The following is a 24,873-nucleotide window of genomic DNA, read 5'->3' as shown; positions in this document are numbered from 1 at the left end:
TTGGTGTTCAATGTAAATAAGATGTAATGTTTATGCTTGGAGTTAACTTTTTAATAAGGAAATGTATGAATTTTAAACCACTTACTCTACTCATTAGCTTAAATTTTGCCTTACCCAATATTGGCTTTTCGGCTATTAATAATGGTCTTGATTGTGATCTTGTCATACCGCGCAATCAATATCTTATAGACGGCAATCAATTAAACATAGCCTCTGGTGATGTGATTTGTCTAGCTGCAGGGGAGAGAGGACCAATAAAAATAACCAATATAAAAGGCCGTGAGGGAGCTCCTGTAATTATTACAAATCACGGGGGGATTGTTCGCACAACTCCATATGAGTACAGTATAGCGATAGAATCATCGAAATGGCTGAGATTGACTTCAACTATGAAAAATGATGCAAGTTATGGAATTCAACTTGGAGGAACGTTGAGCGTCGGTCAGTTATCAGAACAAATTGAAATCGATAATTTAGAAATTTATCGTGCACGTTTTGCAGGTATGCTGATAAAAACGGATCCTAACTGTAACCCCGATACTTGGCAAGAAAACTTCACGATGAATGGCATTAGCATTCATCATAACTATATTCATCATACAGAAGAGGGGGAGGGAATGTATGTCGGTTATACCGGAAAAAGTAGGACACTAGAGTGTAACGGTGAACCAATTACAGTATTGCCTCACATGCTTAACGATGTACATATTTATAATAATAAATTGGAGCAAATTGCTGCTGACGGTATTCAGTTGAACTCAGTAGTAGGTAATGCAACCATCGAGAATAATAGCATATACCGAACAGGTGTTAGCCCATTTGCCCCTGTATGGCAAAATTCAGGAATACAAGTAGGTGGAGATAATGTAAAAGTTTCAAATAATGTTATTTATCATAGTGGTGGTAATGGTTTAATGTTAGATGGAAATGACTTGCAGGTAATGAGAAACGCTATATTTTACGCAGGAGAAAATGGAATATTTGCTAGAAACCCAGCGCAAAGTGGCAATCAAATGGGGAGTGGTTTAGCTCACGTATATCAAGATAACTTGATTGTTCAAAGTCAAAGCTATGGGTTGAAGTTGTACGCTATTGACACGCTGACACCACATAAAATAATGGATAATACAATTGAAAATAATGGTGAACTAGATGCTGCTGGTAGGGCTATGACTTTTTCTTTTCTTAATGACTCGGTGTTAAGAGAATTAAAAAACAATCACCATTATGTCGTTGTTGAAAACTAGCTACTAAATTTAATGTTTACGATGGTGGGTATTATTTAACCTGTATCCACCATCGCAGTTAACGTTTACCTCTTAGTTTAAAAAGGTCGAGTTTTTTTAAAAGGTGTTGTGATCCCTGCATATTCGCTCGCACCTAATCGCGCCAATGGATTTACTTTGTCTGCATGTACTTTTATACGATTGTCTTGTTCAGTCATGACATTCGGGCTAATGTAGAGTTGTTTAACTTCAGCAAACAATAAAGATTGGGGGACAGCGCCTAGTTCTTTAATCTCATATAACTTACAACCATAGGCGATGTCACATTGCGCTAATCTCGGCAGCGGGAAACCGTCGAAGTCGACAGTTTCTAACATTGATTTTTCAATTTGCTCAAGCTCTGAGTGCCCATGAGCTAAGGTAGCTGCTGTTTGTGTAACCAGATCAGCGTGCTGTTCATTAGCAATATGAATAACGATATATCCGTTATCTTTAACATTAACTATGGTGTCTTTTAACTCTCCAGTGGGCTTCTTACCGATAGATATCATCAATATCGGGGGCTCACTTGCTATTGCAGAGAAATAAGAAAATGGTGCTAGGTTAAGAGGAGCGCTTTCGTTTTGAGCATCATTACCACAGCGGGTTAATGCCCAAGCAATAGGGCGAGGAATAATTGTTTGCGTCATTAAATGGTAACGCTGGTTCGCAGAATAGTTATCAAAATTAATGATCATAACGTGCCTATCGATAATAGTTTAACAAGCTTAGGAGGTTAGCGTTTTAGCAAGAAAACTGAAGTTTCGTTAACCTGTCGATTTACTTCCTTTATTGAGTTGATTAAAGGTTTCTAGTTGCTCTGGTGTGGCGGGCTTTTGGTAGTTATCTTTCCATTGTTGATAAGGCATACCATAAACTTGCTCTCTTGCTTTCTCGATATCTATGTCAACGCCAAGCTTTTCTGCTTCTTGAACTGTCCATTTAGAAAAGCAGTTACGGCAAAAGCCAGCAAGATTCATCAACTCAATATTTTGAACATCTTTGCGATTATCCAAGTGAGCGAGTAGGCGGCGAAAAACCGCAGCTTGAATTTCAATTTCTTTATCCATTGTGATTCCTATTGATTGTTGATGTCAGCTAAATCAATTTCTGAGCTTGGTTCAGGTCTTTTATGACGGCGAATTTGTACTATCATCCCCATATAGGGGTGATCAAAATAGTGAATTTCGGTACTGATCACTTGACGATGTTGCCTAAATGGAATGCTTTTAATTTCTTCGGGATTACCTAAGGCTAGTGCTTTGGTCGCTTGTTCAGCAAGCGTTACGTTGGCAATATTAAAATCAGCAATAATATTGAGTCGATTGTTATCGTTAATATAGATACGCATTAATCCATCAAGGTACCAAGGTTGTGGCGGTGACAAAGGCATCATCGCTTGGTTGTTACCCATTACGCTATTTATGCTATCAAGTGATGACAATGCTGCGATCAACTGACTTTGAGTGTTAATAGGTGTTGATAACTGACTAAACAGGAGATCTAATTTTATTTGTTGCTCGGTCTTAGGCTGTTCGCTCGATAAGGTATTTGAGCTATTGATACCACCTATGCCTTCTAAGCTATTTAGGTTATTGCTTTCATCTGCTGTGTGTTTAAAGGCTACTTGCGTTTGGTAATTCTCTAATTTTTGTAGATAGTCGGCCGTTAGATTGTCCCCCGCATATAACGTTATCGGGATCGCTTTTCTTCTTGATGATACTGGTTGCCTCCAACCGATGTGTAATAGAGGTTTGAAGTTTTTACTACGTTTAAGTTGGGTGACAATATCATTGAGCTCAAATGAATATTCATTAAGTAAGTAAGGCGAGTTACTGAACAAGTATTCATAGGCGCTGATCTTTTCAGGTACCGTGTTTATGGTATAGCCAAGATAACTATAGTGATTTTCATCAACCTCAAGCTGTTCAAATTCAGCTGCTGTTATCCGACACAGTAAGTGTTGGTGCGTTTCAATGTCACTGAAAGGGAATTTTTTAGCGTGAAAATATTGCTCAGCTTGGCTTAGCAGTGCTAACTGATCTTGAGTTAGCGGTGCTATTGGTTCTTCACTAACGGTGTTCACGGCGTTGATCGGTTGTGCTAATGATTCAGCATCTTCATTTAACATTTTTTCCTTTTCGGTAAGGACACGATCAAAAAAGTCATCCTGTTGTGTGGTAGCTGTCTCACTTTCATGGCTACTTAGTGGGTCTAGCTCATCTCTAACCTTCACTTGAGTGACATTGGCAAACGCTGCTGTTTGTTCTAGCTCATTCAAGGTCTTAAGCTCAAATAATGTCGGTTGTTTTGCTTGAGAATAAAAAGGAACAAGCTGATTAGTTTGTTGGCAAAAGGGGAGTTTTTGCTTAAGCTCGGCAATGCCGTTATGTAAATGTTGCTTGATTAAATCAACAGGCTTACGCACCCTTGGTAAGGCTGTTTTATCGGAAAATTCTTCTTTAAGCGAAGACTTATCACTGAGTTGACTTAATAAAATGACTTCAACTTCAAACCAACGCTCATTTGCAGATAAGTTAGCACTGTAACCCGAGCCTAAGGCTAGACAACAAAGAAGAGTAACCGCTTGTTTAATTTTCATTTATTAACCAACTTTCCTAAAGACATTGTCATCATAACAAATAATTGTTGCTGAACAATGCGCTATTGTGCTCTTTTTATTACTTTTTCGCTAGCTCGTCGAGTAAAGAGGTAACCACAATAAAACGCGATTTCGCATCGTCACTGCTTTGATTAAATTTAAGTTTATTCGCTCCATCCATCTTATAAACACTGGGTCGTTGTTGAATCAAACCGATAATACTCACCGGATCAACCTTGGTGTCGTCGGAAAACTCTATTGAACCTCCTTTAGGGCCAACATCAATACGATCAATACCCAACTTTTGTGCTTTTAAGCGCAGCTTTGCAATATGGATCAGGTTTTTAGTCGCTTGGGGTAACAAGCCAAATCTATCGATGAGTTCGACCTGAATATCATCTAGACTTTGCTTATCGTGGCAACTGGCAATTCGCTTATAAATACTCAATCGTAAACTAACATCAAAAATGTAATCGTCAGGCAGTAACGCGGGTAAGCGCAAATCTATCTCTGTTTGCTTTGATGTCACTTGTTCAAGTGAAGGTTGTTTACCATCTTTTAGCGCTTTTACGGCATTATCAAGCATTTCCATATATAAACTAAACCCAACTTGACTCATTGAGCCACTTTGCTCTTCTCCTAAAAGTTCGCCCGCTCCACGTATTTCTAAATCATGAGTGGCTAAGGTAAAGCCGGCACCTAAGTCTTCCAGTGAGGCAATTGCTTCCAAACGTTTCTTAGCGTCTTTAGTCATTAACTTTTCATGAGGTGTTAATAAATAAGCATAAGCTTGATGATGTGAGCGACCAACTCGACCTCTTAATTGATGAAGTTGAGCAAGACCAAGGTGATCAGCCCGGTCCATAATAATGGTATTGGCACTTGGGATATCAATCCCTGTTTCAATAATCGTCGTACAAACCAGTACATTGTATCTTTGGTGATAAAAGTCACTCATGATACGTTCTAAGTCCCGTTCACGCATTTGGCCGTGGGCAGTGATCACTTTCGCTTCGGGTAATAGCGCTTTTATTTCTTGTGCTGTGCGTTCAATCGTATCGACATTATTATGAAGAAAATAAACCTGACCACCTCTTAATATTTCCCGCAATATTGATTCGCGTATTAAGGCGTTATCGCGCTGGCGAACAAAGGTTTTAACCGCTAAGCGTTTGGCTGGAGGTGTCGCGATAATGGAAAGGTCGCGCATACCACCCATCGCCATATTTAGTGTACGAGGTATTGGCGTTGCTGTAAGTGTTAAAATATCAACATTGCTACGTAACTTTTTAATTTTTTCTTTTTGTTTAACACCAAATCGATGCTCTTCATCAACAATGAGTAAACCTAAATCTTTATATTTAATAGTGTTTTGCAGTAGCTTATGAGTACCAATTAATATATCAATATGGCCAGATTCAACCTTATCAATGACCGCATTCTGTTCTTTCGTTGTTTTAAAGCGAGATAACACCTCAATATTTACCGGCCAATTTGCAAAACGATCACGAAAGTTTTCATAATGTTGCTGAGCAAGCAATGTGGTTGGTACCAGCATGGCAACTTGCTTGCCATCATTAACGGCAATAAACGCAGCTCTCATGGCAACTTCAGTTTTACCAAAGCCTACATCTCCGCATACTAAACGGTCCATCGCTTTTGGTGATAACATATCACTCACCACAGCATTAATTGCTTGTTCTTGATCTAACGTTTCTTCAAAGCCAAAGCTATCAGCAAAAGCACGATAGTCATCTTTGTTACGTTTGAAACTATAGCCGGTATGGCTGGCTCGTTTGGCATAAATGTCGAGTAATTCGGCAGCCACATCTTTTATTTTTTCAGCTGCCTTTTTCTTTGCTTTACTCCAACTGTCATTACCCAGTTTATGCAGTGGAGCACTATCAGCTTCACCACCAGAATAGCGGCTAATAAGGTGCAGTGAAGCAACAGGAACATAGAGCTTTGCTTCGTTAGCGTAGCTTAAGGTAAGAAACTCAGTAGTAATACCACCAGTTTCTAATGTCTGTAATCCCATATAGCGACCAATACCATGGTCAATATGTACGACGGGTTGGCCAATAGACAATTCGGCTAAGTTTTTAAATAACGCATCAGCATTAATATCTTGGTGCTTTTTCCGACGTCTAGATTGTCGAACTCTATCACCCAATAGCTCTGTTTCGGTGATAAGCGCAATTGCATTTTTGCTACTTGCCCCTTTGTTTTGAAAGCTAAATCCCTGACTAAGGGCATTGACGGTAATACCATAGCGCTCTTCACTTTCAATAAATTGTTCAATAGTAGTAAATAGGGCTGGCAATATGTCGATGCGTTGTAATAGCTCTATAACACTTTCCCTTCGTCCTTCACTTTCCGCGATAAAGAGAATTTTAGCCGGTGTGTTCTTATCATTTAGAAAGAGCTGCAAGGCATCGAAAGGATGTTTTAGTTGATGGTCAATAGCAATATCGGGAAGCGGGTGAACATCGTACTGTGCAACGCCTCGAGCAAGCTTAGTTTCTTCCTCAGCACTTGCTATGCTCGGCTTTATCGTGATCCGATCAAAGGGTTTTAGTGCGCTGTAAAGTTCTTCCTGATTAAGAAATAATAATTCAGGTGACAATAATGGTCGAGTTGGATCATAACGTCGGTCTTCAAAGCGGTAATTAATATCGAGCCAGTATTGACTAAGTGCCTTATCAATATCCCCTGAGATAATAACCAAGGTATCTTCAGATAAATAATCACACAAGGTATTGGTATGTTGGAAAAATAACGGTAAGTAGTATTCAATACCTGCTGGCATAATGCCATTACTTACTTGATGGTAAATCGATTCTTTATCTATAGTGCTTTGAAAGGTATCTCTATATTGTTGACGAAAGGTATTGATACCGTCCTTATCCATAGGAAACTCATGAGCTGGCAACAACTCAATTTTGTTAACCTTGTCAGTAGAGCGTTGATTTTCTGGATCAAAAAGCCTTATTTCTTCAATTTCATCATCAAAAAAATCTAAACGAAAAGGCGTATTACTGCCCATTGGATACAAATCAAGAATAGCACCGCGAGCAGAAAACTCACCATGTTCCATTACTTGGTCTACACAACGGTAGCCACTCGCTTCAAGCTCAGTTCGTAATTTATGTAAATCCTTGTTTTGACCTTTTTTGATCAATAATGAATTAGACTCGATATGCTGTTTTGGTGCTAAGCGTTGCGATAAGGTCGTCACGGGAACAACAATAATTCCAGCGTTCATTCGAGATAATTTATATAAGGTCGCTAATCGCTGAGAAATGATATCTTGATGAGGAGAAAAGGTATCATAAGGGAGAGTCTCCCAATCAGGGAATAAACAAATATCAATATTTTGATGATTAATACTCAGTAGTTCATTTTCAAGTCTAATCGCACTCGGCGTATCATGGGCAACCAACAAAATAGGGCGTTTACTTTGTAAGGCCGCTTGGTAAATGGCTAATGTTGCACTGCTACCAATTAAATGACTCCAAACTTTTTTGTCAGCTTGTTGACCTTTGCGATTAGTTAGTAAAGGAGAGAATAATAATTGTTGTTTACTCATGAGTATCAATACAGTCGTTAAATTACGTTTTGGGTTTTAGCCGTGCTTGTTTTGTTTTCTTGTTTGTCCAGTACGCCCACGTGCACGTTCTTTTTACGGCGCGTATCTTAACACGAGTTAAGATAAAATTTTTGTTAATATCGTAAATAATCGCGTTAATTTAATGAACCAATAAAAGAGAGGTCAATTTATCGGTAAGCGGATATAATGTAGTTACAGTTGCGATAGACAAATAACCATGAGGTTATTGCGTTTTCGCTATAATTTAGTAATTTTTGGAGTAACGCGTGACCAATAATGATGTCCTGCGCCGTGTTCGTTATGCTTTTGATTTAAAAGACAATAAAGTAGTAAAGATTTTTAGTTTAGTGGGAGTTAATGTCGATACTAAAACGGTGCAATCTTGGCTAAAAAAAGACGATGATATCGAGTTTATGCCTTTGGACGATACTCAGTTAGCCAATTTTTTAAACGGTTTTATTATCGATAAACGTGGTGCTAAAGATGATCAAGTTCCTGTTGCCGAAAGCGTACTAACCAAAAACCAAATATTAATGAAATTGAAAATAGCGTTAAAACTGCAAACTGAAGATATTCAAAAGTTACTCGCTAAGGTTGGTATTATCGTGGGGCAGTCTGAGTTAACGGCATTTTTTAGAAATCCTGAACATAAAAATTACCGCCATTGTAAAGCACAGTTTTTGAGAAACTTTATTCAAGCACTTCAAGAACATTATCGCCCAGCCTCCGCAGAAAAATCGAGCCATAAAAAGTCACCTAATGCCAATAAAAGCAATACTAAACCGGCTGAAAAGAAAATTTATGTTAATCCTAAGGCGACTACTAAGCCATCGCAGTCAAACCGTACCGTATTAAAGCTTAAACCAAAAATTAAACCTGAAGATATATACAAGCAATAGGCATGTAACACCAATGTGTTTATTATTGAGGTAACATCCATATTAACGTCGTTTGCGATATCAATATATAAGCGGTAATAGCTTAACGCTATTACCGCTAAGCTATTCAATTAAAATTCTTTTTCTCATTATACACTGCAAAATTCATCACTTTAGCTATCCTTATATCAATACTGATTTGTTGAATGGAAATTTCATTCAGTAATGGAGTTTAACGACAGGAGAGTATTATGACCGATAGAAAATGCCCAGTGATGCATGGCTCGGTAACTCAACAAGAAAAAACGAACTTATCGTGGTGGCCGAAAACGTTAAATCTAGATATTTTGCATCAGCATGATGTAAAAACTAACCCTATGGGGCAAACGTTTAACTATCATAAAGCACTACAGCAGTTGGATTTTGCGCAATTAAAAAGTGATCTCAAAGCATTGATGGCCAAGAGCCAATCGTGGTGGCCTGCAGATTGGGGACATTATGGTGGTTTAATGATCCGGATGACTTGGCATGCAGCTGGCAGCTATCGAGTTGCTGATGGCCGAGGTGGTGCAGGGACAGGCAATCTTCGATTTGCTCCGCTTAATTCCTGGCCAGATAATACCAATTTGGATAAAGCTCGAAGACTACTTTGGCCGATTAAACAGAAATACGGCAATAAGTTAAGCTGGGCTGATTTAATTGCCTACGCAGGTACCGTAGCTTATGAGTCTATGGGGCAAAAGACCTATGGTTTTGCATTTGGCCGAGAAGACATTTGGCACCCTGAAAAAGATACCTACTGGGGGAGTGAAAAAGAGTGGTTAGCGACCAGTGACTCACAGAATAGTCGATATTCCGGTGAGCGAGATTTACAAAACCCGCTTGCCGCCGTCATGATGGGATTAATTTATGTTAATCCCGAAGGGGTTGACGGTAAACCGGATCCGTTAAAAACAGCAAAAGATGTCCGAGAAACATTTGCGCGAATGGCGATGAATGATGAAGAGACTGTTGCTTTAACGGCGGGTGGTCACACCGTTGGTAAGTGTCATGGTAACGGCGATGCGAGCAAACTTGGCCCAGAGCCTGAAGCAGCGGGAATAGAAGAGCAAGGATTGGGTTGGCATAACCATAATCCTCGTGGCATCGGGCGTGATGCCATTACCAGTGGTATAGAAGGTACCTGGACGACAAATCCGACACAGTGGGATAACGGCTACTTTCATTTATTATTAAATTATGAGTGGGAGTTAAAGAAAAGCCCTGCAGGTGCGTGGCAATGGCAACCAATCGATCTCAAAGAGATTGATCGGCCTATCGATGTAGAAGACCCAAGTAAACATGCTAATGTCATTATGACCGATGCAGACATGGCCATGAAAGAAGATCCTGAGTATCGTAAAATTTCAGAGCGGTTTTATAGCGATCCTGAGTACTTTTCCGAAGTTTTCGCGAAAGCGTGGTTTAAGTTAACGCACAGAGATATGGGGCCCAAAGCACGTTACGTTGGGCCAGAAGTACCAGATGAAGAGCTTCTTTGGCAAGATCCTATTCCTAGAGGCAGTAAAAACTATGACATTCTCGCGATAAGACAAGCAATCATTAACAGTGGACTGTCGATTAGCGATATGGTGAGTACCGCTTGGGATAGTGCTCGCACATTTCGTCAATCAGACAAACGTGGTGGAGCAAACGGTGCTCGTATCAGTTTACCACCGCAAAATACGTGGCAAGGAAATGAACCTGAAAGGCTTAATAAAGTATTGTCAGTGCTAACGCCCATAGCTCAAGAAAATGGAGCAAGCTTAGCTGATGTCATTGTCTTAGCTGGGAATACTGGTATCGAATTGGCCGCAAAGGCTGCAGGCATTGAAATTTCGGTGCCATTCACACCGGGTAGAGGTGACGCCACAGAAGAGCAAACTGATTTCGAATCCTTTGAGGTATTAGAGCCAATACATGATGGTTTTCGAAATTGGTTAAAATACGATGTTGTTCCAGCACCTGAAGAATTATTACTCGATAGATGTCAGTTAATGGGGTTAACGGCACCTGAAATGACCGTACTTATTGGTGGTATGCGTGTTCTAGGAACCAATCATGGTGGTAGCAATCATGGCGTGCTCACACAAAGAGAAGGGGTGTTAACTAATGATTTCTTTGTCCACTTGACCAGTATGGATTATCGATGGCAGCCCAAGGGAGACAATCTGTATGAGCTTATCAGTAGAAATGATGGTTCGGTAAAATGGACAGCCACTCGGGTCGACCTAGTGTTTGGCTCAAATTCTATTTTACGTGCATATGCTGAGTTATATGCCCAAGATGATAATCAACAGAAGTTTGTTGAAGATTTTGTTAACGCTTGGACGAAAGTGATGAATGCTGATCGCTTTGATATTGCCTAAGACTGCTATTTTTATAGCAATGATTGCCATGAGTGAACCTCATGGCAATTTCGTTATAAACCTTAGGTTAGTTAATTTGGGCGGGCGCCAACGGCTTATCAGCTTGCAATTTTAATTGCGCTTCTAATTGATCAATTCGCTCAACAAGCAATTGAATCGTGGTATCGAATTGGTTGACAGTCGTGACCACTTCTAATTGTTGTTGCTCTCGTTTATCTGCTGTTTGACTAAGGGTTGTCAGTCGGTTAGCTAAAGCCGTTAAATCGGCTTTTAATGATTCACTCGCTGCGGATTTTTCAGATAAGGCGTTTAGCGAAAACTCAGCAGCAGTGACTTTATCTTTTAATTCATTAAGTTGTGTCTTACTAGCCAAAGACGTAATGACCTTACTGTTGTCATCTAAGGTTTTATCCATTTTAATCGTGTTGGCACGTAGTTCTTTAATTTCACTTTGGTTGCGGCGCCAAGCACTGGCCCAAAGTTTATCCATTTCACTCCAGAGCTCGTTGGTCTTTTCAGTTAATGCTTCTAGCTTTACTTTTAAAGCAACGGTTGATTCGCCAATCTCTTCACCTGTTGCTGATAATTGTTGCTCCAACTTGGCAATACGTTGTTCGGCAGCGTTTTGCTCGGCAATTAATTGGACATTTTGCTGATAAAACCAGTAACTCGCCCCAGATAACCCGAGGTAAATCGCCACTAATGCCAATTTGTTGGCAAGAGAAGTCTTCGCTGGCGATGAGGCTATTGAAGTTTCGTCATTTGGAAGAGTAGTGGTTGAGTTACCCTTACTAGATTGACGATGAGACTTAAAAGTACTGACGTCATCGATATCTGGTGTAATACTTGGTAACTCAGGTTCAATTCTATTGCTCAAGGTAGATTCCTAATGAAACAGGGTTAACGAATAATAACAGCAACTTTAAACGAAAAAGACAGTATTTTTAACCGCTAATGTAAAGTTTTTTGTGAGAAAGTATATTTTTAAGGCTCAATGATGAAAAAACGGAAAACTGCGAACAGTTTTCCGTTTAAGTTGTTATGTTCTCAAGTTATTAAAAGGTTAATAACTATCGTTGTGAACGTTTTGCACAGCGCGACCAGAAGGATCTGCCATTTTACTGAAGCTTTCGTCCCAAGCCAGTGCTTGAGGTGTACTACATGCTACTGACTTACCGCCAGGTACACAATCTGCTGCGCTGGGCAGAGGGAAGTGCTCTTCAAAGATTGCACGATAAAAGTAGGCTTCTTTTGTATCAGGCGTATTCACCGGGAATCGATAAGCGGCACTAGCCATTTGTTGGTCGGTTACTTGCTCTTCAACATGTGCTTTTAAACCATCAATCCATGAGTAACCAACACCATCAGAAAATTGTTCTTTTTGTCGCCATAAGATTTCTTTTGGTAAATAACCTTCAAACGCAGAACGAAGAACTGCTTTTTCCATTTTACCGTTACCACACATTTTATCTTGTGGGTTGATTCTCATTGCAACGTCCATGAAGTTTTTATCTAAAAAAGGTACGCGTGCTTCAATACCCCATGCTGACATTGATTTATTTGCTCGCAAACAATCAAACATGTGAAGCTTGTCGAGTTTACGTAGTAATTCCTCGTGAAACTCTTGTGCGTTTGGTGCTTTATGGAAGTACAAGTAACCACCGAAAATTTCATCAGCGCCTTCACCTGAAAGCACCATTTTTATCCCCATCGCTTTAATTTTTCTCGCCATAAGGTACATCGGCGTTGACGCTCTTACCGTGGTAACATCATAGGTTTCTAAGTGATAAATCACTTCTTTTAGGGCATCAATACCTTCTTGCTCGGTAAAGATGACACTATGATGAATTGTGCCAATGGCATCGGCAACTTTTTGTGCGGCAATTAAATCAGGTGAGCCAGCTAAACCACAGGCAAAAGAATGTACCTTAGGCCACCATGCTTCGGCTAAATCATTGTCTTCTACGCGTCTTGCAGCAAACTTTTGAGTAATGGCTGACACAAGGGAAGAATCTAATCCACCTGAAAGTAAAACGCCGTATGGTACATCGGTCATTAAATGACTTTTTACTGAATCTTCCAGTGCTTCACGTAACTTACTTTCGCTAGTGAAGTTATCTTTTATCGCTGAATATTTTTGCCAGTTACGTTGGTAATAACGTTGAGGCTCACCAACGCGAGAATCAAGTATATGACCAGGAGGAAACTCTGATACCGTTTTACATAGCGGCATTAAAGCTTTCATCTCAGAGGCAACATAAAAGTTTCCGTCTTCATCATAACCCGTATAAAGTGGAATAATGCCAATATGATCTCGAGCGATTAAATAGCTGTTGTCCGTTTCATTGTATAAACAAAACGCGAACATACCCTGTAGCTTGTCTACAAACTCAACACCATATTCTTGATATAGCGGTAAGATGACTTCACAATCTGAGCCCGTTTGAAATTCATAGTCAACATTGAGGTGACTGGCAAGGGTTTTGTGGTTATAAATTTCACCGTTTACCGCAAGGACATGCGTTTTTTCTTTGTTATAAAGTGGTTGTGCACCATGCTCGGTGTCAACGATTGCTAATCGTTCATGGACTAAAATAGCATTTTCGTTGTGATAAACCCCAGACCAATCAGGGCCGCGGTGACGTAACAGGCGAGAACATTCTAATGCATGAGGGCGTAAAGCCTCAGCATCTGTTTTTATATCTAAAATTCCAAAAATCGAACACATTGAAGCGCTACTCCTTTGGTTATGGCTAATCAAGATGCATGACTAGCGTGAATCAAATTGTCTTTTATGCCAGATGGCAAATACAAGCGATGCTTGTTTATATTGAAGAGGGGAAAGCGTAATACTTAAACCGATACAACATAATCTTTTGCAAACCGTTAACGATCTGCACGGCTAACTTTGCCACAGTCATTATAAATATCAACTACTTTCTACTTAATTATCCCTAATTTATTAGAGCAAAACTCACATTATTTACACTGCTTTGCATAATACGATGATCAATTACTGTAAAAACCGTCTAGAGAGCAGCAACATGGCTTAATTTGATGACGACTTTCGGCATAAAGGTGTTGTAACCACTCACGAAATTCCCTAAGTTATCCCTAATGTTAATCAGTGTGAATGAATCATGAAGCAGAAAAAGCAATCTAATCGCTATAACGGTGTTAGCCTCAAACTATGGCTGATGAGCTGTTTTATTGGCATTAATTCTTATAGCAGCGGCATTGAGGCTAAATCTTTAACCGAATTAACGGTAGAAGAGCAACGCTTAGCAAGTGTCAAAAAAGTGATGCCACAGGTATTATTGCCACTAAAAAGCCGAGTTACGCAATTTGCAGAGCAAGTATCTATAGCAAAAAACTATACGGCCTTAACTCAATTGATCATTCGCCATGGCGATGGCCTTTGGCGTGACGCGGTGCAGTATTTTTCTAACGATGCGCAGATGGACGATCGTATCTTGTATTGGTCAAGACTAAGCATGACGATGGAGTTACGAAAATCAAAAACCTTCAGTCAACTGTTACCAATGCAGCAAGAAAAACTGCTATGGCTATTTGAATTGTTGTCACGTGGGCAGAAAGACGTAAAGTTTCGTTCATCTTCAAAGAAAAAAATTCTTATCACTGGTTTTGATCCGTTCTTTTTGGATAAAGATATCAGCCAAAGTAATCCTTCCGGCGTCAGTGCGTTAGCTCTCGATGATTTGGCTATCAGCATTGATGGTGTCAGGGCAGAAATTGAAAGTATTATCTTGCCCGTGCGCTTTGCTGATTTTGATCAAGGTATGGTTGAAGAAATGCTGACCACTTATATTCGAGATGTAGATATGATTGTCACGATAAGTATGGGGCGTGATAGTTTTGATTTGGAGCGATTTCCTGGCCTGAGGCGCAGTGCAAAAGCGCCTGACAATATAAATGTCTTTAGCGGGGCAAGCAAAAGTAGCCCGTTAAAACCGAAACTAAATAATAAAGTGCTTTTAGGGCCTGAATTTGTTGAATTTAGCTTACCGGCAGAGGCAATGCTCACCGTACAATCTCCCTATAAAGTTAACGATAATCGTGTCGTAGAAACATTGGCCGGTAAGGAGTTGGTTAAGGAATTAAAAGATATAAATCGCTTAGAGTCGGTTGAGGGCTCTGGTGGTGGCTATTTATCCAATGAAGTTTCCTACCGCAGTATTTTATTGCGAGAGCAGTTCAAGCCTCTGCTGCCTGTCGGCCATATACATACGCCTAGAATTACAGGTTTTGAACCCACGACAAGTGAAAAAATAGTTCAACAAATTAAACAGATGCTAACCAAAGCCGCTCAATTTATTTAGCTCACCGCTACTCATCTCTGCCCATTCCCAACATAGTGCCCAGTGCGTTTGAACATCCACTGGGTTTTTATTTATATCTTACAAACAATAATAAAAGCGCTAATGATAATTATTTGCATTTGTTGTGAGGGGGGATTATGATTGCGCCGTTAAAAAATTGTTAAGGAAATTTATGCGATCTTATCTGTTCTCTTCAGTGTTATCTGCACTAACTCTTGCCGTTTGCTCACAGTCAGCTGTAGCGGCGGAAAATATGTTTGGTTTTGTAAAAGGGGCTGAAACTCTGCCTCAAGGAGCAATGGAAATTTACCAAAAGGTAAATCGCCGCTCAGACAAAGGTAAAGGCCACTACCTTGCCTACGATTATATTACTGAAGTTGAATACGGCGTATCAAACCGTTTTTCAACCAGTGCTGGCTTTAAAATGATGTCGTTAGACACGCATGGATTAATCATTGATGGCTACTTACCTTTTGAAAATGATTTTTCAATAAAGCCTTCTGGAGTAGCCGTCTCCGGGAAATATATGTTTTTAAGCCCAGCAAAAGACGATATTGGTTTATCGGTATATATGAGCGGTAACTATGATTTTATCGATAGCCACTCAGGTCAAGATAAAGACACTTATTCATTAGAAACAGAATTATTGGCACAGAAATATTTCTTAGAGGGAGAACTCATTTGGGCAACTAATTTAGGTTTTGAAGCAACTTTTGCTGACCGAGCCACTCTTGATAATTTACCAGAAGGGTTTGATTGGCCGACAGATCCTGAAATGGAAATTGAAATAAAGGTAGGTACAGCGGTTACTTATCGGGTCGCGCCCAAGTGGTTTGTCGGTGTTGAAACTTACTACGAAACAGAGTTTGAAACTGAAGTAGGACAGGAGCGCTGGTCAATATTTGCTGGGCCATCGGTTCATTATGGATCTGCTACTTGGTGGGCAACAGCAGCCTATCTTTCTCAAATTGAAGGCGGTGGCGAAGCGTATGAAGGACAATTAGACGCGAGTTTACACTTAATTGAGAAAACCAAGCAAGAACTGCGTTTAATGATTGGTTTTAACTTTTAGACGATTGCCCTTTATTTAGTAAGAAAATAAATCCTTATGAATATTACCTTAAATAATAGTTTGTGGTTTATTCCGCTATCGGTGATTTCTTATCCTGCAGCAGCGGTAAACTATTTTTCAGTTGAACAAGCACAGCAGGTATTGTTTCCTGAAGCTGACCAATTTATCAGCGCTAACATCAGCTTTACAGATGATGATAAAGAGTATATCAAAAAGCATTCGGGTGTCAGACAACGTCAAGACAGCCAACCTATATGGCAGGTTTTTAAGGATAAAAAGCCAATTGGGTGGTTTATTGTAGACGATGTGGTAGGCAAACATGAATATATTACCTATGCGTTAGCACTAAATGAAGAAGGCAGGGTACTAGGCATTGAAATTATGAGTTATCGTGAAACTCATGGTGACGAGATTAGACAGCAAAGTTGGCGTAATCAGTTTGTTGACAAACAACTAGGTGATGCCTTTAAGTTAGATGAAGATATTATTAATATCTCTGGAGCAACATTAAGCTGCCGTAACGTCACAGATGGCGTTCATCGACTGCTTGTCATGTATCAATATAAGTTACAAAAACAATAGTATGACGCCTTTTCGACGAAATAAGCCACTGCTTGGTACCTTTGTAGAAATAGGGATATTTAATGAAGAAAATATTGAATTTTCATCGTTAGTGCGTTGTTCACAATTAGCGTTTAACGAAATCATGAAGATTCAAAATTTATTAAGCTTTCATGATGCAAACAGCGAGCTTAATCGAATTAATCGAGCACCGAATCGTTGGGTTGAGGTGTCCACTCATACATTGCGAGTCCTAAAGCTCGCTAGAGCTTTAGGACAACTTACCGAAAACCGTTTTAATTGTACCGTTGGCGGCGCGTTAGTTCGCCGCGGTGCTTTACCTGATATTTTTAACCAAACATCTATTGAGATAGGTAATGCCGCTGACATTGACATTAATGGCGATTACGTAAGGCTTAAAAGACCGGTGTTATTAACCTTAGATGGTATCGCCAAAGGCTACGCCGTTGATGCCGCTATTAGCTTGCTCAATCGTCTTGGCTTAAAAGGATGTTGGATAAACGCGGGTGGAGATGTTCGCCATTGTGGCCGTCATGGGATATCGGTTCAATTAAAATCAGGTGCCAATGTTAAACAAGAAATTTATTTGTCTAACCAAGCTGTGGCTAGCTCGCAATTAACCACTTTTAGTGACAGTTACAAAGCAATGTTTATCGGCAAGAATGTTCTTCAACGCACTTCGATATCGGTGCTCAGTAATAGCGCATGGCGAGCAGATGCGATGACAAAGGTGATGGCTGGTTATCACGGGCGTGAGAGGTTAAGCGAAGAGCGCCGTTTTAATGTGAGAGTCTTATCATCATGAGAAAGCTAGCCGGTTACCCAAGATACTTTTATATTCTTTTAATGTTAGTGATGTTGGGGGTGATGATCACAGGTATGGTGATGACACCAACGTCTTTAGCATTTAAATTTGAATGGGAAGTAGGCTGGCGTTTGCCGGGGGCTTCGTGGGCAATAGTTGCTGGTGGGCATGCATTGACAGGCTGGCTACTATGGATGCTATTGGGAGCATTATGGCCAATACATAGCCGAGCTAATTGGCGTAAAAAGCAAAAGCGTTTCAGTGGCAGCTTGTTAATTATCGCTATTGTTTTATTAGGTGGCAGTGCAATTGGTTTGTATTATGCGGGGCAGGAGCGAACGCAATATTATAATGCTATTGCCCATTTAATATCTGCGATGATTTTCATTTTACTGTTTGTTTATCATGGTTTCATATCGGTTTTATTTCGCCAAAAGGCTAAATGAAAGTGAGGATATGAAACCATGATAATAATGATGTTTAGTCAGTTCCAGCGATACGGCTTGGATTTTCTGCTAATTCTCTTACTTCAATGTTAACGCCTGCGTCTACCAACTCTTGGTAGAAGCCGTTAAGTTCACAGTAATCAACTTGTTGACAGACAATTTCATACTTCAGAATGGCATTTTTATGGCTTTGTACTGCGGCTACTTTTAAGTAATCTAAGGCTTTATCTAGGTTTTTCTCAACGTGTTGTCCATTAATATACATTTGGGCAAGATTCACTTGGCCTTCGGCATAACCTAAGTCAGCAGCTTGTTTGAACATGTCAAAGGCTTTTTCAAGGTTTTCTGGGGTATTACCATCTTCCAAATAGGCGATGCCTTGTAGATTCTCTTTTTTACCATAAATGTAATAGTTATGGTTTTGCTCGGTAACGCGTGGTGAAACCAAGTTGCCATATAGGGTGTTGGCGAGCGGTCTTTTAGCAAGATAAATGATATCTTGATTGTACATCTCTTCTAGTTTGCTAAAAGGAATGTTGTAGCGTTTACTCTCAAAGTAACTCTCATGTGTTAACTGACCCAGTTTAATACTTTTTATGGGGGCTTTGGCGTGTTTGTATAGAGGGCTACTGTACTGAAGGGAGATAATGTCGCCGGTAATATCAACAATTTTCGCTAGACGATACCTTTGATTTGGCCTTAAATTACTATCGATTTGACGATAGTCAACAAATAAAATGTCATTAATTTTCGGTGAAGCGATCACCGTTTGTGTGTGTTTTTGTTCTTTTGAATAGTCCATGTAAAGTACCACTAACAACGCAATTACTATCAGAGCGCCAATAGATACGGTGACGGTAACAGACGTGCGAGTACTTGAAAGCCAAGAGCCTTTTGGTGGAGCGATATCGTCATTTAAAAACATATAAGTCCATCCTTATACTGTATAAAGCAGCGGTTTTACATCAACAAGCCATCAACCACTATATCGATAAGCTTGTTAACCAGTTTTAAAGTAGAGACGTGCTTAAATTAGCGCATGAGAACTTTACTGTTTGAGGAAGATTAACACTATTTAAACAGCTTAGACAAATAATTTTTTACAATTTGTTTACGAATGAAGTCGTAGAATGATTGACAAACTTTTGTTTTGTTAACATAACTCAAGGTGAAAATAGAAACGTTTTAGTGGCGCTCGCTTGTTCAAATTTGGCATGGTATATGGTTAGGAGAATATAGTACTGTACTAATTCACCTCTAACTCATTAGCTAAGATATTAAGATAATTAGTTAAATTAAGGTGTGAAACGATCTGTATTTAACGCTACTCAACATGACACGATAGAACCAATTTATCGTTTTTAAAAACCGCTTTAATTAAGTCTAAAAATTAGCTTAAAAGCAACTTTACAAAAAAGTTAATAGAGTGTTTGTTTTGAAGTTACTGTTATAGTAATCGACGCAACATTATGATTACGTCGATTATTTGCTATTAACGTACCTTGAGCAAGTCGCGGCTTAAATACTATTAGTCACGTCTACCGACAATTTTAACATTTGCCCGGGTTGCAAATATTTATTGCGATTTAGCTTATTCCAACGCTCAATATCGCGAATAGTGACATTAAACTTATCAGCGATACGGGCAAAAGAATCACCTTTTCTTACGCGATAGGTGATATTACGCATGATTGCTTTTTCAGCGGGCTTTATATCAACAGAATCTACAGATTTTGGTTGCCAGATAACCAACTTTTGCCCTAGCTTTAAGGTATCTCTTGGTGCCATACCATTCCATTTGGCTAGTTGACGATAGCTGACATTGTACGCGCGACTAATATCCCATAACGTGTCACCCGATTGAACGGTATGGAACGTTTTTTCGCCTTGACGCTCACGGTTTTGTTTAGCGGCTAAGCGCTGATCTTTCGACAAAATATACTCATCCAACGATTTAGCCGCGACAGGGATCAATAAATGTTTACCTTCACGGATTTGCGTTCCACGAATATTGTTTACTTGTTTGATCACGCCAATGTCAGTGTTAAATTTTTGCGCGATTTTGCCTAAGCTATCTCCGCGACGTATTTTATAACGCTGCCATGCAAGACGATCTTTTTCACTTAGTTGGCTGAGGCCTTGCTTAAAAACGTCAATTTTTTGATTAGGAATAACCAAATAATGAGGGCCTTTAGGATCCGTTGCCCATCGGTTATAACCTGGATTTAAATGTTGAAGTTCGGCCAAGGTAATTTCTGCTAACTCAGCGGCTTTGGCTAAATCAATTTGAGAGCCAACGTCGATAGGAGTGATGACACTTTTATTTTCAATTTCATAAAGTTTGACATTGAAGTGCTCTGGTCGACGAACGATATCAACTAACGCCAGTAATTTGGGTACATAAGCCCGAGTTTCTTTCGGTAAATCCAAAGACCAAAAGTCGGTTGGCTTATTTTTACGAGCGTTGTTCCTCATTGCTCGCTTAACTCGACCTTCGCCAGAGTTATAAGCGGCGAGCGCTAGCATCCAATCACCATCAAAGTAATCGTGCAGGTATTGTAAATACTTTACCGCGCCTTTGGTTGAAGCCACGACATCACGACGACCATCATACCACCAGTTTTGCTTCATCCCGAAACGTGTTCCCGTTCCAGGGACAAACTGCCACATACCAGAGGCTCTACCATGCGAATAGGCAAATGGGTCAAAGGCACTTTCGACGATTGGAAGCAGGGCGATATCAAGCGGGATATTATTGGCTTCTAACTCTTCAACAATAAAGTGCAAATAAGGTTCGGCACGTTTGGCAACGCGGTCTAAATAGCTTTGATGTTTGGCGTACCAGTTTCTTTGATTAACGACACGGCGATTTTCAGGTACCTCAAAGGTAAGCTTTTCACGAATACGCTGCCATAAATTATCGTTAACATGGATATCATCGTTTAATGAAAGGTCGATATCATCAACCGGGTGGATAACTGCTACGGAACCATCTACGGTTAATGCTTCATTAATATCTACTGCAGTGGCAAGGTGTTCGGGTTGATTAACTGCTACTGGCGGTTCATTTACGGCTAATGGCTCAAGAGATTGACAGCCGGATAAAAATAGCACAGCGCTAAGGGAAAAATAATACTTCATATACATTTGGTTTATCTAATTTGGGCAATAGTGTTACTTATTTGTTATGACTATACAACCATAGGCTGATGATAATTTTAGTCAACTATTGTGAGTTTTGTTAAGTGTTTATCATCTAAGCGTTGTTTTTCCATTCTCTAATGGTAGCGAAGGTGGTTAACGTATTTATTTTTTCAATGCTGGCATACTCCATCGCACTTTCTTGAATGGTGTGTTGCTGACAGCGTAAAAAGGGGTTTATTTTCCGCTCTTGTTCTATGGTACTGGGTAAACTGATATCACCATTGTCTAGTCGATTTTTGACGTGATTATAGTAGTCAATAAGTTCAACGTTGTCTGGCTCTACTGCCAAGGCGAAGGTCAAGTTGGCTAACGTATATTCATGAGTGCAATAAACTTTTGTATCGCCGCTTAAACTGGCAAGTCTATTTAATGAAGTAAACATTTGCTCAGCCGTACCTTCAAAAATTCGACCGCAACCACCAGAAAACAATGTGTCGCCACAAAATAGCGTATTATCAGCATAATAGGCGATATGACCAAGGGTATGGCCGGGAACCTCAAGTACGGTGAAATCTACCCCTAAACTGTCAATATGAATGTGTTGACCATCGCTAAGCTGAATGTCACTTAAGTCAATGGCTTCTTTTGCCGGGCCATATATTGTTATTGTCCAGCCTTTGTCTTGACAATAGTGGCGCAATTGTACAACGCCGCCAATATGATCACTATGATGATGAGTGATGAGAATGGTGTCTAACTGCAATTGATGTTGTTCAATATAGTCGATACATACCGAAGCATCGCCAGGGTCTACCAAGGTGAGTTTATTGTTCTGATGATGAGAGATCGCCCAAATATAATTGTCGCTAAATGCTTTTATCGGATAAATATCGATAAGTTCTCGAGAATTAGTTGGCATGGGTTTATATCCTCAATATACTAAACTGACAGTAGTATACTGATATTTTTTATTGATGAAACCAGCTTTAGCATTTCGACAGCCCAACTATCCTAAATCTTGGCAGAAGTTGCCAAATGGGGAACTTGTGCTTGAACATATCAATCAATGTCTTGCACCTTGGTGGCCGAAATTTTTTGGTTATCATTTATTAAAGATAGGCGCCTTGAGTGGTGCCATCGATAGCTCAATGTGTAGTATCAACCATCAAATTACGATTGCTGAACCACGACATCATGGTGATATTACTGCTGATATGGATGATTTGCCGCTGTTAAAGCATAGCGTTGATGTTTGCGTACTTAGTCATGCATTGGAATTTACGCTTGACCCGCACCATGTTATTCGCGAAGCAAACCGTGTTTTGATCCCCAATGGTTATTTGGTGATCACCGGTTTTAACCCGTTTAGTTTAGCTGGACTGAATAAATTAATACCTTATCGACGTGATAAATCCCCATGGAACGAACGTTTTTTCTCTGCGATGCGAGTTAAAGATTGGCTACATTTGATGGGCTATGAAATATTAGCAGATGAAAAATGCTTGCATTCATCTTTAGTCGGTAAGGTGAGTCAAGGGGTTGTCGCAAGAAACTGGCGCAAGTTTGCCAATCATTATTTACCGAGTCTTGGTTCTGTTTATGTGATTGTTGCGAAAAAACGTGTACTGCCATTAACGCCAATTAAACCAAAGTGGAAACTGCGCGCTAAATTAGCCCCACTAAACGTTTCTACGATGAATTCGAGTAAAAGAAAAGTAAAAGGTTCATAACAATGAAGCGAGAACAGTTTGAGCAACACCTCAATCAATTATTATTACCCGATCAAATTAAAGATTTTTGTCCTAACGGCTTGCAAGTACAGGGCAGTGATACCGTTACTAAAGTGATCACCGGTGTTACCGCAACTCAAGCACTTATCGACCATGCTATCGAACAAAAGGCCGATACGATTTTTGTTCATCATGGTTACTTTTGGAAAAATGAATCTTACGTCATTCGTGGTATGAAGTATCAACGGATAAAAGCGCTACTTGATAACCATATTAACTTGTTTGCTTATCATTTACCGTTAGATATTCACCCAAAATATGGTAACAATGCTCAATTGGCTAAATTATTGGATATCGAAGTTACTGGGCCGTTAGAGCTTGGCAACCCACAAAGTGTTGCGATGCAGGGTAAACTTAGTCAGCCAATCGGTGGTCATTTATTTGCAGATGAAATCTCTAATGCTTTGAGACGCCAATGTTTGCATATAGCGCCAGCATCTAAAAAGCCGATTAATACGGTGGCATGGTGCACAGGAGGCGGGCAAGGGTATATAGAGCTAGCTGCTGAGCAGGGCATTGATGCGTTTATCACTGGCGAAGCGTCGGAGCAAACCACCCATGTAGCGCGAGAGATGGATATTCACTTTTTTGCCGCTGGCCACCACGCGACTGAACGTTATGGTGTCAAAGCTATTGCTGACTATATTCAAAAGCAACTTAACATTGATGCCCGCTTTGTCGATATTGATAATCCAGTGTAAGTTGCATTAAGGGACGCTATGCTTAGTGACTTATAAACTCTTAAGCCACTGAACGGCTAAACCTAAATATTCATACCAAGCAAGGGTTGAGTTTTGCAATGTTTTTGCATTCGGTACGTAATAACCCCAACCCTTTTCGTCATTTAATCCTTTCACTATTGGGCTAGCAGGAGCAGGCATAGCCTCAACTCCTTGACTTAAAAAATAATTAATCGCTCGCGGCATATGATTCGCATTAGTAACTAATACGACGCGTGTCCCTTTAACGCGAGGTGAAATAAGCGCTGCCTCTTCTTCCGTATCGCGAGGGAAAGGCTCAACAAGAACTTTTTGCTCTGGTACACCAAGCAGCAGCGCGGCTTGTTTGACTTTTTCGGCATTAGAGTAGCGATCACCAAATGCTGCGCCAGAAGTAATAATTGTCGCTTCAGGGTGAAGGCGAAATATACGCAAACCTTCAACTAAACGTTGCAACGAGCAAGCCTTGAGTTCTGACGTTGCCACAAGGGTTGCATCTGAAGTATGCCCACAGCCTAGAATCACAATGTAATCAATAGGCTGGCTTGAACGGGTAAAGGTGTCATATTGCTCTTCTATCGGCGCAAGTGCTCTGTCTGAAAGCGGGGTAAATGAAGCGAACAGTAGAAGAATAAAACCGATAAGAGAGCATTTAAAGCTAAATTGTGGCTTTGAACGATGAAAAATAAGTGCCATTAAAAACAGTATTAATACCATCGACATCGGCATCAATAATACGCCAGTAATCTTCTTTAATAAAAATAAATCCATAACAGCTGCTTTTCGTAAAAAATTGCCGACACTATAACAAGTTAAGATAACAAGACAAGCGTAAAGCGCTGAACATTGATGGTTCATGCAGTAGTAAAAATAATTTCTAGAGTCTGTGTATTTATACAGTTTGGTGCTAATTCTCGTTTTTGACAAAAAATAGAGAAAAAATCTCGCTTTCTCCGCAGAAAACGAGATTTGTTAATACTATGTTATTGATTTCATGTAAAAGAGCTGGTAGCGTTCGGATTAATGAAAACAAGGAAGTGAAAAGTTCTTGCCGTTATTAATGAGAATAATTCCTCCTAATAAGCTGTTAGGCATACAAGGAAGGTTTATGTATCATCAAAAAGTTTTATTCGTACTTTGTCTTTTTTTCTTCTCATTTGATTCTGTAGCGGACAAGCCTGTTAAGATTGGAGTAACTTGGGATGTCACAGC

At 39.9% G+C, this 24,873-nt stretch carries 20 protein-coding genes; 10 read left to right on the top strand and 10 right to left on the bottom strand.

Features of this window, described 5'->3' with window-relative positions:
• Positions 1 to 65 precede the first annotated feature (65 nt).
• Positions 66 to 1,247, top strand: coding sequence for a right-handed parallel beta-helix repeat-containing protein (locus tag ACSLUH_RS15010; RefSeq protein ID WP_448568439.1), 1,182 nt, complete (start codon positions 66 to 68; stop codon positions 1,245 to 1,247).
• Positions 1,248 to 1,324: 77 nt separating this feature from the next.
• Here the strand turns inward: ACSLUH_RS15010 and ACSLUH_RS15005 are convergent, their stop codons facing one another.
• From ACSLUH_RS15005 to mfd, 4 genes are all read right to left on the bottom strand, one after another.
• Positions 1,325 to 1,963 carry a flavin reductase family protein gene (locus ACSLUH_RS15005; protein WP_448568437.1) on the bottom strand — a complete coding sequence of 213 codons (639 nt, stop codon included), beginning with the start codon at positions 1,961 to 1,963 and terminating at the stop codon, positions 1,325 to 1,327.
• Positions 1,964 to 2,032: 69 nt separating this feature from the next.
• Entirely contained in the window at positions 2,033 to 2,335 is a 303-nt protein-coding gene (locus ACSLUH_RS15000; protein WP_448568435.1) for a DUF1244 domain-containing protein, read from the bottom strand.
• 8 nt (positions 2,336 to 2,343) lie between these two features.
• Positions 2,344 to 3,867, bottom strand: coding sequence for a CsiV family protein (locus ACSLUH_RS14995; RefSeq protein ID WP_448568433.1), 1,524 nt, complete (start codon positions 3,865 to 3,867; stop codon positions 2,344 to 2,346).
• Between the two features lie 79 nt (positions 3,868 to 3,946).
• Positions 3,947 to 7,456: a transcription-repair coupling factor gene (mfd, locus tag ACSLUH_RS14990; protein WP_448568431.1), complete on the bottom strand. Its 3,510-nt coding sequence runs from the start codon at positions 7,454 to 7,456 to the stop codon at positions 3,947 to 3,949.
• Positions 7,457 to 7,743: 287 nt separating this feature from the next.
• Between mfd and ACSLUH_RS14985 the strand changes: the two genes are divergently transcribed.
• Both ACSLUH_RS14985 and katG read left to right on the top strand, forming a co-directional pair.
• Positions 7,744 to 8,376 carry a YehS family protein gene (locus ACSLUH_RS14985; protein ID WP_448568429.1) on the top strand — a complete coding sequence of 211 codons (633 nt, stop codon included), beginning with the start codon at positions 7,744 to 7,746 and terminating at the stop codon, positions 8,374 to 8,376.
• 230 nt (positions 8,377 to 8,606) lie between these two features.
• Complete coding sequence (katG, locus tag ACSLUH_RS14980; RefSeq protein ID WP_448568427.1) at positions 8,607 to 10,763, top strand: catalase/peroxidase HPI; 2,157 nt, start codon at positions 8,607 to 8,609, stop codon at positions 10,761 to 10,763.
• Between the two features lie 67 nt (positions 10,764 to 10,830).
• Here katG and ACSLUH_RS14975 read toward each other — a convergent pair whose 3' ends face one another.
• Positions 10,831 to 11,640 (bottom strand): hypothetical protein, encoded by an 810-nt coding sequence (locus ACSLUH_RS14975; RefSeq protein ID WP_448568425.1) that lies wholly within the window; start codon positions 11,638 to 11,640, stop codon positions 10,831 to 10,833.
• Positions 11,641 to 11,826: 186 nt separating this feature from the next.
• A complete protein-coding gene (asnB, locus tag ACSLUH_RS14970) occupies positions 11,827 to 13,491 on the bottom strand; it encodes an asparagine synthase B (RefSeq protein ID WP_448568423.1) in 1,665 nt (554 codons plus the stop codon).
• A gap of 412 nt (positions 13,492 to 13,903) precedes the next feature.
• Between asnB and ACSLUH_RS14965 the strand changes: the two genes are divergently transcribed.
• The 5 genes from ACSLUH_RS14965 to ACSLUH_RS14945 all read left to right on the top strand — a co-directional run bounded on the left by ACSLUH_RS14965 (position 13,904) and on the right by ACSLUH_RS14945 (position 18,008).
• A complete protein-coding gene (locus ACSLUH_RS14965) occupies positions 13,904 to 15,103 on the top strand; it encodes a PA0049 C-terminal domain-containing protein (RefSeq protein WP_448568421.1) in 1,200 nt (399 codons plus the stop codon).
• A gap of 172 nt (positions 15,104 to 15,275) precedes the next feature.
• Positions 15,276 to 16,175: a DUF6662 family protein gene (locus ACSLUH_RS14960; protein ID WP_448568419.1), complete on the top strand. Its 900-nt coding sequence runs from the start codon at positions 15,276 to 15,278 to the stop codon at positions 16,173 to 16,175.
• 36 nt (positions 16,176 to 16,211) lie between these two features.
• Entirely contained in the window at positions 16,212 to 16,757 is a 546-nt protein-coding gene (locus ACSLUH_RS14955; protein WP_448568417.1) for an FMN-binding protein, read from the top strand.
• A gap of 1 nt (position 16,758) precedes the next feature.
• Entirely contained in the window at positions 16,759 to 17,562 is an 804-nt protein-coding gene (locus ACSLUH_RS14950) for an FAD:protein FMN transferase (RefSeq protein WP_448568415.1), read from the top strand.
• Positions 17,559 to 18,008 carry a hypothetical protein gene (locus ACSLUH_RS14945; RefSeq protein WP_448568414.1) on the top strand — a complete coding sequence of 150 codons (450 nt, stop codon included), beginning with the start codon at positions 17,559 to 17,561 and terminating at the stop codon, positions 18,006 to 18,008. The genes ACSLUH_RS14950 and ACSLUH_RS14945 overlap by 4 nt, the downstream gene beginning before the upstream one ends.
• Positions 18,009 to 18,042: 34 nt before the next feature.
• Here ACSLUH_RS14945 and ACSLUH_RS14940 read toward each other — a convergent pair whose 3' ends face one another.
• The 3 genes from ACSLUH_RS14940 to gloB all read right to left on the bottom strand — a co-directional run bounded on the left by ACSLUH_RS14940 (position 18,043) and on the right by gloB (position 22,071).
• Positions 18,043 to 18,933: a tetratricopeptide repeat protein gene (locus ACSLUH_RS14940; protein ID WP_448568412.1), complete on the bottom strand. Its 891-nt coding sequence runs from the start codon at positions 18,931 to 18,933 to the stop codon at positions 18,043 to 18,045.
• 593 nt (positions 18,934 to 19,526) lie between these two features.
• Positions 19,527 to 21,155, bottom strand: a complete 1,629-nt coding sequence (locus ACSLUH_RS14935) for a lytic transglycosylase (RefSeq protein ID WP_448568410.1) — start codon at positions 21,153 to 21,155, stop codon at positions 19,527 to 19,529.
• Positions 21,156 to 21,264: 109 nt separating this feature from the next.
• Complete coding sequence (gene gloB / locus ACSLUH_RS14930; RefSeq protein ID WP_448568408.1) at positions 21,265 to 22,071, bottom strand: hydroxyacylglutathione hydrolase; 807 nt, start codon at positions 22,069 to 22,071, stop codon at positions 21,265 to 21,267.
• 127 nt (positions 22,072 to 22,198) lie between these two features.
• Between gloB and ACSLUH_RS14925 the strand changes: the two genes are divergently transcribed.
• Both ACSLUH_RS14925 and ACSLUH_RS14920 read left to right on the top strand, forming a co-directional pair.
• Positions 22,199 to 22,882 carry a class I SAM-dependent methyltransferase gene (locus ACSLUH_RS14925; protein ID WP_448568406.1) on the top strand — a complete coding sequence of 228 codons (684 nt, stop codon included), beginning with the start codon at positions 22,199 to 22,201 and terminating at the stop codon, positions 22,880 to 22,882.
• A 2-nt stretch (positions 22,883 to 22,884) separates the two neighbouring features.
• Positions 22,885 to 23,643 (top strand): Nif3-like dinuclear metal center hexameric protein, encoded by a 759-nt coding sequence (locus ACSLUH_RS14920; protein ID WP_448568405.1) that lies wholly within the window; start codon positions 22,885 to 22,887, stop codon positions 23,641 to 23,643.
• A 30-nt stretch (positions 23,644 to 23,673) separates the two neighbouring features.
• Here ACSLUH_RS14920 and ACSLUH_RS14915 read toward each other — a convergent pair whose 3' ends face one another.
• On the bottom strand, positions 23,674 to 24,432 hold the full coding sequence (locus ACSLUH_RS14915; protein ID WP_448568403.1) for an ElyC/SanA/YdcF family protein: 759 nt from the start codon (positions 24,430 to 24,432) through the stop codon (positions 23,674 to 23,676).
• Between the last annotated feature and the right edge of the window lie 441 nt (positions 24,433 to 24,873).

This window comes from Thalassotalea ganghwensis, from assembly GCF_053485795.1.
The sequence above is the reverse complement of the archived record's forward strand: the minus strand, read 5'-3'. Positions and strand labels throughout refer to the sequence as shown.